General features: G+C 61.9%; 20 protein-coding genes. 11 read left to right on the forward strand and 9 right to left on the reverse strand.

Annotated elements, in window-relative coordinates:
- The first annotated feature begins 112 nt into the window (after positions 1 to 112).
- Positions 113 to 424 (forward strand): DUF1294 domain-containing protein, encoded by a 312-nt coding sequence (locus AC02Y0_RS10130; RefSeq protein ID WP_476383716.1) that lies wholly within the window; start codon positions 113 to 115, stop codon positions 422 to 424.
- Here AC02Y0_RS10130 and AC02Y0_RS10135 read toward each other — a convergent pair.
- Entirely contained in the window at positions 406 to 915 is a 510-nt protein-coding gene (locus tag AC02Y0_RS10135; RefSeq protein ID WP_476383717.1) for an N-acetyltransferase family protein, read from the reverse strand. The genes AC02Y0_RS10130 and AC02Y0_RS10135 overlap by 19 nt on opposite strands.
- Before the next feature lie 271 nt (positions 916 to 1,186).
- Between AC02Y0_RS10135 and AC02Y0_RS10140 the strand changes: the two genes are divergently transcribed.
- The 3 genes from AC02Y0_RS10140 to AC02Y0_RS10150 are packed head-to-tail and all read left to right on the forward strand — an operon-like array spanning position 1,187 to position 2,013.
- Complete coding sequence (locus AC02Y0_RS10140) at positions 1,187 to 1,444, forward strand: YjhX family toxin (RefSeq protein WP_054150665.1); 258 nt, start codon at positions 1,187 to 1,189, stop codon at positions 1,442 to 1,444.
- A 52-nt stretch (positions 1,445 to 1,496) separates the two neighbouring features.
- On the forward strand, positions 1,497 to 1,781 hold the full coding sequence (locus AC02Y0_RS10145) for a BrnT family toxin (protein WP_476383718.1): 285 nt from the start codon (positions 1,497 to 1,499) through the stop codon (positions 1,779 to 1,781).
- Positions 1,756 to 2,013 (forward strand): BrnA antitoxin family protein, encoded by a 258-nt coding sequence (locus AC02Y0_RS10150; RefSeq protein WP_476383719.1) that lies wholly within the window; start codon positions 1,756 to 1,758, stop codon positions 2,011 to 2,013. Before AC02Y0_RS10145 ends, AC02Y0_RS10150 begins: the two co-directional genes overlap by 26 nt.
- Here the strand turns inward: AC02Y0_RS10150 and AC02Y0_RS10155 are convergent.
- From AC02Y0_RS10155 to AC02Y0_RS10170, 4 genes are all read right to left on the reverse strand, one after another.
- Complete coding sequence (locus AC02Y0_RS10155; RefSeq protein ID WP_476383720.1) at positions 2,010 to 2,492, reverse strand: GNAT family N-acetyltransferase; 483 nt, start codon at positions 2,490 to 2,492, stop codon at positions 2,010 to 2,012. The two genes, AC02Y0_RS10150 and AC02Y0_RS10155, sit on opposite strands and share 4 nt — an antisense overlap.
- A complete protein-coding gene (gatA, locus tag AC02Y0_RS10160) occupies positions 2,486 to 3,967 on the reverse strand; it encodes an Asp-tRNA(Asn)/Glu-tRNA(Gln) amidotransferase subunit GatA (protein WP_476383721.1) in 1,482 nt (493 codons plus the stop codon). The genes AC02Y0_RS10155 and gatA overlap by 7 nt, the downstream gene beginning before the upstream one ends.
- A gap of 77 nt (positions 3,968 to 4,044) precedes the next feature.
- Positions 4,045 to 4,332, reverse strand: coding sequence for an Asp-tRNA(Asn)/Glu-tRNA(Gln) amidotransferase subunit GatC (gene gatC, locus AC02Y0_RS10165; protein WP_307373385.1), 288 nt, complete (start codon positions 4,330 to 4,332; stop codon positions 4,045 to 4,047).
- Positions 4,333 to 4,398: 66 nt separating this feature from the next.
- Entirely contained in the window at positions 4,399 to 5,103 is a 705-nt protein-coding gene (locus AC02Y0_RS10170; RefSeq protein WP_102019711.1) for a metal-dependent hydrolase, read from the reverse strand.
- Between the two features lie 146 nt (positions 5,104 to 5,249).
- On the opposite strand from AC02Y0_RS10170, the gene AC02Y0_RS10175 reads away from it, so the two are divergent.
- Both AC02Y0_RS10175 and ruvX read left to right on the forward strand, forming a co-directional pair.
- On the forward strand, positions 5,250 to 5,546 hold the full coding sequence (locus tag AC02Y0_RS10175; RefSeq protein ID WP_166602155.1) for an alkylphosphonate utilization protein: 297 nt from the start codon (positions 5,250 to 5,252) through the stop codon (positions 5,544 to 5,546).
- Between the two features lie 17 nt (positions 5,547 to 5,563).
- Complete coding sequence (gene ruvX / locus AC02Y0_RS10180; protein WP_102019709.1) at positions 5,564 to 6,061, forward strand: Holliday junction resolvase RuvX; 498 nt, start codon at positions 5,564 to 5,566, stop codon at positions 6,059 to 6,061.
- On the opposite strand, the gene AC02Y0_RS10185 is transcribed toward ruvX, so the two are convergent.
- Positions 5,995 to 6,330 (reverse strand): DUF6105 family protein, encoded by a 336-nt coding sequence (locus AC02Y0_RS10185; protein WP_102019708.1) that lies wholly within the window; start codon positions 6,328 to 6,330, stop codon positions 5,995 to 5,997. The two genes, ruvX and AC02Y0_RS10185, sit on opposite strands and share 67 nt — an antisense overlap.
- Positions 6,327 to 6,512: a hypothetical protein gene (locus tag AC02Y0_RS10190; protein ID WP_476383723.1), complete on the reverse strand. Its 186-nt coding sequence runs from the start codon at positions 6,510 to 6,512 to the stop codon at positions 6,327 to 6,329. Before AC02Y0_RS10190 ends, AC02Y0_RS10185 begins: the two co-directional genes overlap by 4 nt.
- 203 nt (positions 6,513 to 6,715) lie before the next feature.
- Here AC02Y0_RS10190 and AC02Y0_RS10195 point away from each other — a divergent pair, with 203 nt between their 5' ends.
- Positions 6,716 to 7,651 carry an AEC family transporter gene (locus tag AC02Y0_RS10195; protein ID WP_476383724.1) on the forward strand — a complete coding sequence of 312 codons (936 nt, stop codon included), beginning with the start codon at positions 6,716 to 6,718 and terminating at the stop codon, positions 7,649 to 7,651.
- Here AC02Y0_RS10195 and AC02Y0_RS10200 read toward each other — a convergent pair.
- Positions 7,633 to 9,276, reverse strand: coding sequence for an acyl-CoA dehydrogenase family protein (locus AC02Y0_RS10200; RefSeq protein ID WP_476383725.1), 1,644 nt, complete (start codon positions 9,274 to 9,276; stop codon positions 7,633 to 7,635). The genes AC02Y0_RS10195 and AC02Y0_RS10200 overlap by 19 nt on opposite strands.
- Positions 9,277 to 9,495: 219 nt before the next feature.
- Between AC02Y0_RS10200 and AC02Y0_RS10205 the strand changes: the two genes are divergently transcribed.
- The 4 genes from AC02Y0_RS10205 to dprA are packed head-to-tail and all read left to right on the forward strand — an operon-like array spanning position 9,496 to position 13,541.
- Positions 9,496 to 10,452: an aspartate carbamoyltransferase catalytic subunit gene (locus AC02Y0_RS10205; RefSeq protein ID WP_102019704.1), complete on the forward strand. Its 957-nt coding sequence runs from the start codon at positions 9,496 to 9,498 to the stop codon at positions 10,450 to 10,452.
- On the forward strand, positions 10,449 to 11,741 hold the full coding sequence (locus tag AC02Y0_RS10210; RefSeq protein WP_476383726.1) for a dihydroorotase: 1,293 nt from the start codon (positions 10,449 to 10,451) through the stop codon (positions 11,739 to 11,741). Before AC02Y0_RS10205 ends, AC02Y0_RS10210 begins: the two co-directional genes overlap by 4 nt.
- Positions 11,742 to 11,762: 21 nt before the next feature.
- Positions 11,763 to 12,374 carry a glycerol-3-phosphate 1-O-acyltransferase PlsY gene (gene plsY, locus AC02Y0_RS10215; RefSeq protein ID WP_444557906.1) on the forward strand — a complete coding sequence of 204 codons (612 nt, stop codon included), beginning with the start codon at positions 11,763 to 11,765 and terminating at the stop codon, positions 12,372 to 12,374.
- 9 nt (positions 12,375 to 12,383) lie between these two features.
- Positions 12,384 to 13,541, forward strand: coding sequence for a DNA-processing protein DprA (gene dprA / locus AC02Y0_RS10220; protein ID WP_476383727.1), 1,158 nt, complete (start codon positions 12,384 to 12,386; stop codon positions 13,539 to 13,541).
- On the opposite strand, the gene AC02Y0_RS10225 is transcribed toward dprA, so the two are convergent.
- Positions 13,494 to 13,727: a hypothetical protein gene (locus AC02Y0_RS10225; protein WP_476383728.1), complete on the reverse strand. Its 234-nt coding sequence runs from the start codon at positions 13,725 to 13,727 to the stop codon at positions 13,494 to 13,496. The two genes, dprA and AC02Y0_RS10225, sit on opposite strands and share 48 nt — an antisense overlap.
- Positions 13,728 to 14,088 lie beyond the last annotated feature (361 nt).

Here is a 14,088-nt window from a genome sequence, read left to right on the forward strand (position 1 = left end):
GAGGTAGAGCAATTGGGCCGAAGGTGCAAGGCTGGAGAGGCCTCAACAGCCTGCGTTTCAGGACTGAGCCAAGCGAAGTCAAACATTAAGGCATCACGGGCTAGGAAGCATCATGTCTGTCACCACACTCCCCTTGCCAGCCTTGCTGGGCATCCTCATCATTGCCTGGAACTTGGGCGTGCTCGGCCTCTTCGGTCTCGATAAGCGCGCAGCGATCCGTGGCCTGTGGCGCGTGCCCGAGCGACGGCTTGTGATCGCGATCATTCTGTTCGGGGCCCTCGGCGCCTTCATCGGTCAGCGATTGTTTCGTCACAAAACGCGCAAGGCACCGTTCAACTGGTTGGTCCCGGCGATGCTGACGATCCAGATCATCGCGTTGGCAGCGCTCGGCCTCATGCGCTTCTCTCAGAATTCCTGGCCGTAGCCGGTGCCGCCTTCGTCCGACAGCAACTTCGAAAGACCGACCGATTGCACATCCCGATCGAGCTTCGGATTGTAGCTGACCGTCAGCCAATTCACCGAATAGCCGCGCTTCTCGAAGAATTTCAGCGCATCACCGTTCATGGCGTGGGTCTGGAGCCGGGCGACGGAGAAGCCTTGCGCCTTCATGCCCTCCTCCACCGCATTAAGGAGAGCCGTGCCGAGACCCCGCCCCTCAAAATGCGGATCGATCCAGAAGTCAGTGATCGTTTCATCCATGTCCTCCCGGGCGGCCCAGCCAGCGGGGATGCCTGATGCGTCGACGATCGTGATGGTGATCCAGCCCTCTTCCGCAAAGCGCGCAAAGGCATCGCGGGCGTTGGCGGCCATCTCGGCAGCCTCGCCGACCGAGGCCATCGCCTTGCGCCAGGCGCGCATGCCGATCTCCGTCAGGAGCCCTGCGTCGCCCTCGCGAGCCTTGCGGATCGTGACCATCCTCACCTCTTCGTTGTGACCAGTAAAACACCAGTGATGATTCTTGACCAGAGTGTGTGTCCTCAACGCAATGGACGCGAAAGTCGGCGCCATGTTATCTGCATTCCGTCTACAGGAGTTTTGATGTTCGGTTTGTCCGAGTCCCGGTAAAGGCCCTGCCCCGCCCCTTTGGGAGCGTACGGCCAGGGCCAGAAAACGAAGCCCCGACGCCACGCGGCGCCGGACACGTTTTCATGCGCGCTTTTCAGCGCGCTTCTCCGGACATCACACCATGGACATTTCCCGCACGGATCAGCGTATCCTTCATCTCATGGCTCAGGGCGGATGGATCGAACTCCACCGCGATGACAGACGCAAGATCGAGAAGGCCTTGTGCTTCTCCCGAGACGGCTGGCTCTATCCCGGCTTCGACATCGAACTCTTCCGGCGGCTGAAACGCCTGAAGGCGATCAGCTCGAAACAGGGAAAGCCTTATCGGATCACCGAACGGGGCTTGAGGCTTGTGAGGGCTGAGCTGGATAACAGGTGAGCGCTGCCTACAGGGCACTTGCCTGACACTACACGCGTAGTTACATTATAGCATGAGCTACGCATGGGACGCCGGGAAGAACGTCGCCAATCAGATCAAGCACGGGATATCCTTCGAGGAAGCCTGCCTGATCTTCGACGGAGACGTTCTGACCGGTGTCGACAGCCGCCGAGATTACGGCGAGACCCGCCGCATCAGCATTGGCGCGATTGAGGGGCTTATCGTGATCGCGGTCGTTCATACGGATCGAGACGGTGCCATCAGGATCATCTCAGCGCGACTGGCGAACCGGAAAGAAAGGCAGAAATATCATGACCATCTCCGCCGCGCGTCTTAAAGAGCTGCAGGCGCGGGCCGATAAGGATATCGACTACAGCGACATTCCGGAGCTCGATGATGCCTTTTTCGAGACCGCAGAGCTCGTTACGCCGTCGGCCAAGACGCAGATTACGGTTCGCGTCGACAGCGATGTGCTGGAGTGGTTCCGCCAGCAGGGCAAAGGCTATCAGACGCGCATGAACGCCGTGCTGAAGGCTTACATGGAGAGCCAGCGCCGCCGCTCCCGCTAGAACACCTGCTGCATCTTCACCTTCTCCACCATCATGCCCATGGATGGGGAATGCTGCATGCCGCGCCAGACGATGGAAAATCCTAAGTCCTTGTAGAGCCGGATGGCGCTTTCGTTTGCGGCGTGGGTATCGATCCTCGCCCGCTTCAGACCTTCGGAGCGCATCTCGCGTAGCGTCGCCGAGACAAGGGCGGAACCGATGCCCAAGCCCTGATGGGCGGGGCTGACCCAGAGATCGGAGATATAGTCCCGCGCGCCTTCGCGGGCGGTCCAGCCGGCGATCTCGCCACCGAGTTCGCCGATGGTGATCAGGCTGAAACGGTCCTGAGCAAAGCGGCGGAAGCTTAGGCGAATACGCACCATCATGTCGACGCCATAGGCGTTCAACACCGGATTGGCCGCCCATGCCTCGAAACCGACACGGCCGACGCTTTCTGCATCGGCCGCGGTCATGTCCCTGATGACGAAGTCCTTTACCACCACTTGGCCGGCGTGAACTTGCCGGCTGCCTGTTCGATGACATGGGCGGTCTTGAAGAGGGTTTCCTCCTCAAAGGGCTTGCCGATGACCTGAAGGCCGAGCGGCAGGCCCTTGCTGTCGAGGCCGGCGGGAACGGAGATACCCGGCAGGCCCGCCATGTTCAGCGTGATGCTGAAAACGTCCTGCTGATACATCTTGACCGGATCGGCCGCGAGTTCCTTGTCGCCGATGGCGAAGGCAGACGACGGCGTGATCGGCGTCAGGATCGCGTCGACGCCGGCTTCGAAGGCGAGTTCGAAGTCGCGCTTGATCAGCGTGCGGACCTTCTGGGCCTTCAGGTAATAGGCGTCGTAATAACCGGCCGACAGCACATAGGTGCCGATCATGATGCGGCGCTGAACTTCCTTGCCAAAGCCGGCAGCCCGGGTCTTTTCGTACATGTCGGCAATGTCTTTGCCATCGACGCGCAGGCCGTAGCGGACGCCGTCGTAACGGGCGAGGTTCGACGAGGCTTCGGCAGGTGCCACGATGTAATAGGCCGGAAGCGCGTATTTCGTGTGCGGCAGGGAGATGTCGACGATCTCGGCACCAGCTTCCTTCAGCCAGGCGATGCCCTGTTGCCAGAGCGCCAGGATCTCTTCCGACATGCCGTCAATGCGGTATTCGCGGGGGATGCCGATTTTCATGCCCTTCACGGAGCCGCCGATGGCCTTTTCATAGTCCGGCACGGGCAGGTCGACGGAAGTCGTGTCCTTCGCATCGGTGCTCGCCATGGACTTCAGCAGGATCGCGGCATCGCGCACGTCACGGGCGATCGGACCGGCCTGGTCGAGCGACGAGGCGAAGGCGACGACACCCCAGCGCGAGCAGCGGCCATAGGTCGGCTTGATGCCGACGGTGCCGGTGAAAGCAGCCGGCTGGCGGATCGAGCCGCCGGTGTCGGTTGCGGTCGCACCTGCGCAGAGATGGGCGGCGACGGCAGCGGCCGAACCGCCGGACGAGCCGCCCGGAACCAGCTTGTCGTCGGAGCCCGTCGCTTTCCACGGGTTCACGGCCGGGCCATAATAGGAGCTCTCGTTGGACGAGCCCATGGCGAATTCGTCCATGTTAAGCTTGCCGAGCATGACGGCGCCGGCGTCCCACAGATTGGTGGTGACGGTCGATTCATATTCCGGCTTGAATCCATCGAGGATGTGGCTGCAGGCCTGGGTATGCACGCCCTTGGTGGCGAATAGATCCTTGACGCCGAGCGGAATGCCTTCCAGCACGCCGGCCTTGCCGTCGGCGATGCGCGCGTCGGACGCCTTTGCCATGTCGCGGGCGATGTCGGGCGTGACCGTAACATAAGCGTTCAGCGCGCCATTCGCCTGATCGATCGCGGAGAGATAGGCATCCGTCAGTTCGACGGCCTTGATCTCCTTTGCGGCGAGTTTCGCGCGGGCTTCGGCGATGGTGAGGCTGGTCAGTTCGCTCATGGTCGTTTCACTTCAGACTGTCTTCGCCCATAGGGGCGGGAAATTCGGGAGGCTGGCTCAGGGGGTAGAGGTCGGCCTTATTCGACGACCTTCGGCACCTGGAAGAAATTGCGGTCGGTGGCCGGCGCATTGGCGACAATGGCATCGGCCTTGTTACCGTCGGTGACGACGTCTGCGCGCTTCTTCATCGCCATGGGCGTAACCGAGGTCATCGGCTCGACGCCCGTGACGTCCACTTCGTCCAGTTGCTCGACGAAGCCCAGAATGCCGTTCAACTCTCCGGTCATGCGCGCGGCATCCTCCTCACTCACAGCGAGGCGGGCAAGGCGGGCGACGCGCTTGACGGTGGCGAGGTCAACAGACATGGCATTCTCCGGATAAGCTGTTTTCTTCGCTATAATGGCCGTCAAGCGCTGAGGCAACGGGGTTTGTCAGACCTCGACGGCGGAGCCTGCCTGCGGGGCGACGACGCGGGTGCGGGTTCCGTCCATGCCAGCGACGAATTTCTCCGGCGTCTGGTCGATGATCGGGAACGATCCGTAGTGGCAGGGGATCGCGGTCTTGAAGTCGAAGAAGCGCTGGCAGGCCAGTGCCGCGACTGCGCCGCCCATGGTGAAGCGGTCACCGATCGGAACGAGACCGACATCCGGCTGATGCAGTTCGTTGATCAGTTTCATGTCCGAGAAGATGTCGGTGTCGCCCATGTGGAGGACCGAGGCTTCGTCCTCGAAATGCATCATCAGGCCGTTTGCATTGCCGAGCGCGTGGGAAACGCCATCTTCGGTCACTTGCGCTGAGGAATGAAGTGCATTGGTGAAGGTGACCGTGAAGCCTTCGAAATGGATCGTTCCGCCGGTATTGCCCATTTCCAGCTTGTCGACACCCTTGGTGCCGAGCCAGGCAGCAAGATCGGCATTGGCCAGAACCGTGGCGCCGGTTTCCTTGGCAAGCTGGACAGTGTCGCCGACATGGTCGCCATGACCGTGGGTCAGCAGGATATGGGTGATCCCCTTGGTCATGTCCTTCCGGTCGAGACCGGCAAAGCCCGGATTGTGGGTCAGGAAGGGGTCGATGAGGATCGAGGCCTTGGCCGAGTCGAGGCGGAAGGCGGCATGGCCGAGCCAGGTGATTTTCATGATGTCAGTCTCCGGTCTTGAAATGTCGTTCGGAATATATGGCAAGCCGGGCCTTCGGCAACGGGGCGTCGAGTTGCCTCGCCGGTCCGGACGGTTTAAGCGACGAGCATGACAGCCGTAGCGCTGAGTGCAAGAAAGGAACGACCATGGCCGATGACGACTACGTGTATGACGAGGCGACCGGCGAATGGCGGCCTGCATCCGAACTTGCAGCAGCGGCTGCGGCCAAGCCCACTGCCCGCGACGCCTCCGGGACTGAACTTGCCGATGGCGATTCGGTGGTTCTGATCAAGGACCTCAAGGTCAAAGGTGCCGGCCAGACGCTGAAGCAAGGCACAGTCATCCGCTCGATCCGGCTGACGGATGATCCCGAGGAAATCGACTGCCGCTTCGACGGGATCAAGGGCCTCGTGCTCAGAACCGAATTCGTGCGCAAGCGCTAAAGAACAGGACGGGCGGCATGGCGACGCTGACGATCGAGGAACTGGCGGCACAGTTGAAACCCGGCGAGGCAATTGCCGGGCTCGACCTCGGCACGAAAACCATCGGGCTGTCGGCCTCCGATCTCGGTCGGCGCTTTGCCACCCCTCGCCCCGTTATCAAGCGTGTGAAGTTCACGCAGGATGCCGAGGTGCTTCTCGCCTTTGCTGCCAAAGAGAAGATCGTCGCCTTCGTGATCGGGCTGCCGGTCAACATGGACGGCTCGTCAGGGCCACGCGTACAGGCGACGCGGGCCTTCGTGCGCTCGATGTCGGAAAAGACCGATATCCCCTTCGTCTATTGGGACGAGCGGTTGTCGACGGTGGCTGCCGAACGGGCGCTGCTTGAAATGGACGTGTCACGCGCCAAACGCAGCGAACGGATCGATTCCGCCGCTGCGAGCTTCATTCTTCAGGGCGCGCTGGACAGGCTTTCGGGGCTTGCCCGCACTTCGGACAGTGCTGCCGACTTTTCCTGACGGGCAATCCACCAGGCCTTGATCTGCTTGCGGCGGCGGAAGCCAATGATCGCAAATAGGATCAGGCTGTCGACGATGATCGCGCGCAGCACCAGCGGCGGGATTGTTTCGGGCGCGATGCCGAGCACGTTTCCATAGATCTGGAAGACAAGATCATGGGCGTCGCGCGTCAGCATGAAGATGCCGAAGCTCATGTCGTAGTAGGACAGACCGTACCAGGCGCCCAAGATCGTGATGGGCAAAGCCCACAAGAGCAGAAGTGTCTTCATGCCGTTTCCGCCTTTTGATCAAACGACAAATCATTTGCCGCCGGCCAGCTTTCCACCAGCCATTTCAGTGACGCCATCGCCGTCAGCACGGTCGCAGGGACGGCGATATCGAGCGCCAACCCCGAGAAAAACACCATCATCATGATGGTCGCTACCGGCCGTGCACAAACAGCGTCCGTCACCACTGTACCCTTTAACGTCTGTCCCGCCCAAAAGGTGGCCCGTTCGGCGTCACGACGCAACGTAAACCCTTTGTTAAGGTTAACGGCGCCTGTGGATGAGCAGTTTCAGCCACTTGGCTGAAAATGTCGCTGGGACACGAATTTCGATTGAATGCAGGGTTTTCCGGGTCTACCCCTCCCCTGCCCGCCATCCTGGACCCGCCATGCTGATCATCTTCGAAAGCATCCTGCCGATCTTCCTGCTCGTGATTCTCGGTTTGGTGCTGAAGCGCACGTCACTGATCAATGAGAGCTTCTGGGGCGGGCTCGAGCAGTTCGGCTATTTCGTCCTCTTCCCGGCGCTGCTGTTCCAGACGCTGTCATCGGCTGACTTTTCGGCCTTGGACAGTGGTAGCGTGGGTTTTGTCTCCCTGCTCGCCGTTGGCGTGATGACGGGTCTCGTGCTGGCACTTTGGCCGCTTCTCAAGCGGAGCGGCATGGGTGGGCCCGCCTATACGTCCGTCTTCCAGACCTCCACGCGCTGGAACGGGTTCATGGCGCTCGCTATTGCGGAAAAGCTTACCGGTGCGACAGGTCTGACGGTGATCGCCGTGATCATGGCCTCCATCATCGTGCCGCTGAATTTGATCAATGTCGGCATCATGGTCTGGTTTTCCGGCGAAAGCCGCAATCTCAAAACCTTCGTCGTGCGAATCGTCACCAACCCGATCATCATCGGTGCGGCACTCGGGGTTGCGGTGAACCTTGCTGGCTTGAAGGTATATGCGCCATTGATGACTGCGGTTGACCTGGTCGCCAGCGCCTCGCTTGGCTTGGGTCTTGTGACCGTCGGTGCGGGGCTCAGGATTGCCGACGCGCTGAAGCCACAGCCGAGCGTGTTGCTTACGCTGCTGCTCAAGCTGATCGTGTTTCCGGTGGTCGCAGTGGCGCTTGCCCTTGCCTTCGGGCTCTCAGGCGAGATCGTCGTGATGATTGCATTGGGTGCAGCTGTGCCCACTGCGATGAACGGCTATGTTCTGGCCAAGCAGATGGGCGGGGATGCCGATCTCTATGCGGCAGCGGCCACCGTGCAGACGGTCGCTGCCTTCTTCACGATCCCTGTCATCCTCTATCTCGCCGCTCAGGTGGCGGGCGGATAGAGCAGATCCAGCACGTAGCGGGAATCGAAGCGCGCATCGAGCACGCCGTAGGTATGGCGCCAGCCACCGGCCAGGCGTGATTCGAGGAAGGCATCGGCGATCTTGCCGGCGCCCAGGCGATAAAGCTCGGCGGCACCGGCGGCGAGCGCCAGTTGCTCGATCAGCAGGCGTCCGGCGGCCTCGTCGCGTTCGGCAAGCGCCGTTGCGGCACGCAGCACCTCCACTGTCTTCTTGCCAGAGGGGCCAAGATCCCGCTCGAGACCGGCGAAGAGCGTTTCGAAGAGATCCTTGCCGCGGCTCAGCACGCGCAGGACATCCAGCGCCATGACATTGCCGGAGCCTTCCCAGATCGCATTGACCGGGGCTTCGCGATAATGCCTCGCAATCGGGCGTTCCTCGACATAGCCACTGCCGCCGATGCATTCCATGGCTTCGTAAATCAGACCGGGTGCGATCTTGCAGATCCAGTATTTGGCGACTGGCGTCATGACGCGGGCGTAAGCTGCATCGACCGGGTTTTCACGCGCCTTGTCGAAGCTGTCGGCCAAGCGGAAGGCAAGTGCGGTGGCAGCAGCAACATCGAGCGCCATGTCGGCCAGGACACGGGTCATCATCGGCTGGTCGATGAGGTTCTTGCCGAAAACGGCGCGGCCGCGCACGTGATGTACGGCCTCAGCCATCGATGCACGCATCATGCCAGCAGACGAGAGCGCGCAGTCGAGGCGTGTCAGCGTCACCATGTCGAGGATGGTGCGCACGCCATCACCCGGCGTGCCGAGGAGGAAGCCAAAGGTCTCGGAGAACTCCACTTCGGAAGAGGCATTCGAGCGGTTGCCGAGCTTGTCCTTCAGGCGCTGGAACTCCAGCCCGTTGGCGGAGCCATCCTCCAGCAGGCGCGGAACGAGGAAGCAGCCCATGCCGTCCTTGGTCTGGGCGAGCATGACGAAGGCATCGCTCATCGGGGCTGACATGAACCACTTGTGGCCAGCGAGGCGGTAGATCCCCTCGCCGACCCGCTCCCCGGTCGTGGTGTTGGCGCGCACATCCGTGCCGCCCTGCTTCTCGGTCATGCCCATGCCGATGGTGACGGCGCTCTTCTGCATCGGCGGCTTGTTGCTGCTGTCGTATTTGCGCGAGAGTATGCGCGGCGTCCATTCCTTCTGGACGGCGGGCGAAGCGACGAGGGCTGCGACCGAGGCACTGGTCATGGTGAGCGGGCAGAGATGACCCGATTCGAGCTGGGCGGTGAGGAAGAAACGGACGGCACGCGCCTTGTGCTCATGGCCACGGGCTTCCGGCGCATTTTCCCAGACGGAGGAGTGCAGGCCAGAGGCCATCGAGCGGCGCATCAGGGCGTGCCAGGCGGGGTGAAATTCGACGACGTCGAGGCGTTCGCCGCGCACGCCATGGGTTCTGAGCTGCGGCGGGCTGGCATTCGCCATACGCGCAAGTTCCTGGGCTTCCGGCGAGGTCACATATTTGCCGATGACGTCATATTCCTCGCGCAGCGGGCGCGACAGCGAGGATGTCAGATCGACGAGCAACGGATCGGACCGGTAGGCATTGACGCCGGACCAAGGCTTGGGCTGGTTCAGCGCTGCGAGTTTTTCTTCCGTCCGGTTCATCAATCCTGCCGATCTCATGAGAAGACGCGTGCTGGGCCGCCAACGCTTCGCCTTCATAATTCCACTGCGGTCGAAGCATCCAGGGCGCATCAAGGCGCCGGTGTTCCCTACCTTCTGTTCGCTCTATTACATGGGGACCGTGCGTCAATCCACCTAGCATGTGCTTGCCCGGCCCGATCCCACACTTTATAGACCGCGTGACATCTCAGGAGGACGTCCATGGTCTTCTTTCCCCATCGCCATCTCATCGGCATCAAGGGCCTTACCGAGCAGGACATCACGTTCCTTCTCGACAAGGCAGACGAAGCCGTCAAAATCAGCCGCCAGCGGGAGAAGAAGACTTCCACGCTGAGGGGCCTTACCCAGATCAACCTCTTCTTCGAAGCCTCGACGCGGACGCAAGCCTCGTTCGAGCTCGCGGGCAAACGTCTTGGCGCCGACGTGATGAACATGTCGGTCGGCAATTCGTCTGTCAAAAAGGGCGAGACGCTGATCGACACGGCCATGACGCTGAACGCCATGCGGCCGGATGTGCTCGTGGTGCGCCACTCCTCGGCGGGGGCAGCAGCGCTGCTCGCCCAGAAGGTCGCCTGCTCGGTGGTCAATGCCGGTGACGGTCAGCATGAGCATCCGACCCAGGCGCTGCTCGATGCGCTGACCATCCGCCGCGCCAAGGGCAAGCTGTCGCGCATCATCGTCGCGATCTGCGGCGACGTGCTTCATTCGCGCGTCGCGCGCTCCAACATCCTGCTGCTCAACGCCATGGGCGCCCGCGTCCGCGTCGTCGCCCCTGCAACGCTGCTGCCGGCCGGCATTGCTGACATGGGCTGCGAGGTTTTCCATGACATGAAGGAAGGGCTGAAGGATGCTGACGTCGTCATGATGCTGCGTCTGCAGCGCGAGCGCATGTCCGGCTCCTTCGTGCCGTCGGTGCGCGAGTACTTCCACTTCTACGGCCTCGACGCCGAAAAGCTGAAGGTCGCCAAGGAGGATGCACTCGTGATGCATCCGGGACCGATGAACCGCGGCGTCGAGATCGCCTCTGAAGTCGCCGACGGTCCGCAGAGCGTGATCGAGAGCCAGGTCGAGATGGGGGTCGCGGTTCGCATGGCCGTCATGGAGACGCTGCTGGTGTCGCAGAACCAGGGACCGCGTTCGGAGGGAATGGGCGCATGAGAAAGCCGCTTGTCCTCAAGAATGTCCGGATCGTCGATCCTTCGCGCACGCTGGATGAAGTCGGCACCATCATTGTCGACGATGACGGGCTGATCGTCGCCTCAGGTGCCGATGCGCAAAACCAAGGGGCACCCGAGGGCGCCGAAATTCGGGATGCCCGAGGCCTCACCGCCGTTCCGGGTCTCGTCGATGCCCGCGTCTTCGTCGGCGAGCCGGGTTCGGAACATCGCGAGACGATCGCATCCGCCAGCCGTGCGGCAGCGGCCGGTGGCATTACGTCCTTCATCATGATGCCGGAGACGGACCCTGTCATCGACGACATCGCGCTCGTTGAATTTGTGAAGAAGACGGCCCGCGATACGGCTGCTGTCCATGTCTATCCGGCAGCGGCTCTGACCAAGGGCATGACGAGCGCCGAGATGACCGAGATGGGGCTGTTGCAGCAGGCCGGTGCGGTTGCCTTCACCAATGGCCGCTATGGGCTGAACGATACGCAGGTTCTGCGCCGGGCGATGACTTACGCCCGCGAATTCAACGCCGTCATAGCACTGGAAACGCGGGAAAAGTATCTCGCCGCCAATGGCGTGATGAACGAAGGGCTGCTCGCAAGCTGGCTCGGTCTCGGCGGCATCCCGCGCGAAACCGAGATCATCCCGCTGGAGCGTGACCTGCGCATCGCAGCACTGACGCGGGCCAAATATCACGCCTCGCAGATCTCGGTGCCGGAATCGGTCGAGGCGATCCAGATAGCACGCAAGCGTGGCGCCAAGGTCACCTGCGGCATCTCGATCAATCACCTGAGCCTCAACGAAAACGACATCGGCGAGTACCGGACCTTCTTCAAGCTCTATCCGCCGCTGCGCTCGGAAGACGATCGCATGGCGATGGTCGATGCGCTGGCGAAGGGGCAGATCGACATCATCGTCTCCTCGCATGATCCGCAGGACGTCGACACCAAGCGCCTGCCCTTCGGCGAGGCTGCCGATGGGGCAATCGGGCTCGAAACCATGCTGTCCGCAGCCCTTCGGCTGCACCATGCCGGCCATGTGCCGCTGATGCGGCTGATCGATGCCATGTCGACGCGGCCGGCGGAGATCTTCGGGCTGCCGGGTGGCACGTTGAAGTTGGGGGCACCGGGAGACATCGCGCTGATCGATCTCGATGAACCGTGGCTCGTGTCGCGCGACAGCCTGCTTGCGCGCTCGAAGAACACGCCCTTCGAAGACGCCCGCTTCTCGGGCCGGGCCGTTGCGACCTTTGTCGCCGGCCAATGCGTCCATAGCCTTTAACGAACAGGGACACGGATACCCATGATCGACTTTTCCGCTCTCGGCTGGGCCAATCTCGCCATCGTTCTCCTGTTCGGCTACCTGCTCGGCTCCATCCCCTTCGGCCTCGTGCTCACGAAGATGGCCGGCCTCGGCGATTTGCGCTCGATCGGCTCGGGCAATATCGGTGCGACCAATGTTTTGCGGACCGGCAACAAGAAGCTTGCGGCCGCGACGCTTCTTCTTGACGCACTCAAGGCGACGGCGGCAGCGCTGATCGCCCATGCGGTGTTCGGGCATAATGCGGCGCTGTTCGGTGGTTTCGCTGCCTTCATCGGTCACCTCTTCCCGGTCTGGCTTGGTTTCAAGGGCGGCAAGGGTGTCGCGACCTATATCGGCACGCTGCTCGGCGTGGCGCCATTGATGGTACTCGTCTTCGCCGTCGTTTGGCTCTCGGTTGCCTTCATCACCCGCTACTCTTCGTTGTCCGCACTCGTCGCCACACTTGTCATTCCGGTTGTATTGTGGATACTCGGGGTTGAAGAGGCGGCCGTCGTGACAGCCGTGATGACGGTCATCACCTACTGGCGTCACAAGCAGAATATCGAGCGGCTGATCGCGGGAACCGAGAGCAAGATCGGCAAAAAAGGCTAGAGGAAAGCCATGGGGTCAGACAGCGCAAGACGAAAAGGGATTGCGCTGACGGACCGCCAGAGGATCGCCTGGCTCAGGCTGATCCGCAGCGACAATGTTGGCCCGGCCACCTTCCGGGACCTCATCAATCATTTCGGTTCGGCTGAGGCCGCACTCGACGCGCTTCCCGAACTCTCCAGGCGGGGCGGCTCGACCCGCGCCATTCGCATCGCGACGGTTGCCGATGCCGAGCGCGAGATCGAAACGGCCCACCGCTTCGGCGCCCGCTTCATCGGCATCGGCGAGCCTGACTATCCTGCAGCACTCAGACAGATCGATGCCGCCCCTCCCCTGATTGCGGCCAAGGGTGACCTCAGCGTCGCGAACCTGCCCTCTGTCGGCATGGTCGGATCGCGCAACGCCTCGATCAGCGGCGCCAAGTTTGCAGCGATGATGGCGCGGGAGATCGGTCGCGCCGGCTATTCCATCGTGTCGGGCCTGGCGCGGGGGATCGATGCGGCGGCGCATCGGGCGAGCCTTGAGACCGGCACGATCGCGGCCATGGCCGGCGGGTTGGACCAGCCTTACCCGCCCGAGAATGTCGATCTGCTCGACCAGATCTGCAGCGGACGGGGACTGGCAATTTCCGAAATGCCCTTTGGCTGGGAGCCGAGGGCGCGGGATTTTCCCCGGCGTAACCGCTTGATCGCCGGTGTTGCGCTCGGAGTCGTGGTGATCGAGGCGGCGGCCCGCTCAGGGTCTCTAATCACGGCAAGGCTTGCCGGTGAGTTCGGGCGGCTGGTCTTTGCCGTGCCCGGCTCGCCGCTCGATCCCCGTTGCGAGGGGACAAACGGGCTGCTCAAGGATGGTGCGACGGTTACTACCAAGCCACAGGACGTGCTGCAGGCACTTGCCCCGATTTCTGAGCTCGACCTCTTCAGTGCAAGTGAGGCCGACGAACCCGGGGGAGACGATGGCGTCGAGCGGCCGCTGGCGCCGCCCCCGAATGATGACGAGCGCCTGGTCATCATCCAGGCGCTGGGCCCGACACCGGTCGAGATCAACGACATCATCCGGCATACGGGGCTCGCTGCCTCTTCCGTCTATCTGGTGTTGCTGGAGCTGGATATCGCCGGACGGCTAGAGCGGCATGCGGGAGGCTTTGTCTCGCTCAGCATGATGGATTGAGAGCGCGCGACGGCCGGACTGGACGTCTCCTGCCTCCACATAGGCCATCTCGATCAGGTAGCACAGCATCTCGGCGCCTTCGTTTTCCGCAACCAGCCGCAACTCCGCGAGCATCTGGCGGATGTAGGCAATATTCTCCATCGTGCGGGTACCGCGACCATTCGTCTCGACTGTGTCTCGTGCCATCGCTCTCGCCCGTCAACAACGGAGGCCGTTACAACCTGGCCTCGCCATTCCCTGCAAAATACAATAGAGCATTTATCCCAGATTGCAATCTACCCAGCATCTCCCACAGGTTGCATTTCGTTGTATTGCGAGCCAGTGCCAGAGATCATCGATCAAAAATAACAAGGTTTCGGCAGTTTCGGGTTCATCCCCGGAAAAATGCGGGCGGAGCGGAAAGGCCCGGCCTCGAAATTCGGCAACAGCTGGACACCAAGGGCGAACTGCCCTTTGGGCAATCTGGAAATCGGCAACCTGAGGGCGTCGGTCTCGTCAGGAGGTGCGGGTTGCTCGCTGTCCCGTTTGCTGTCCCCGGAGGCTCAAT

Source organism: Allorhizobium sp. nf9_anc (assembly GCF_056323085.1).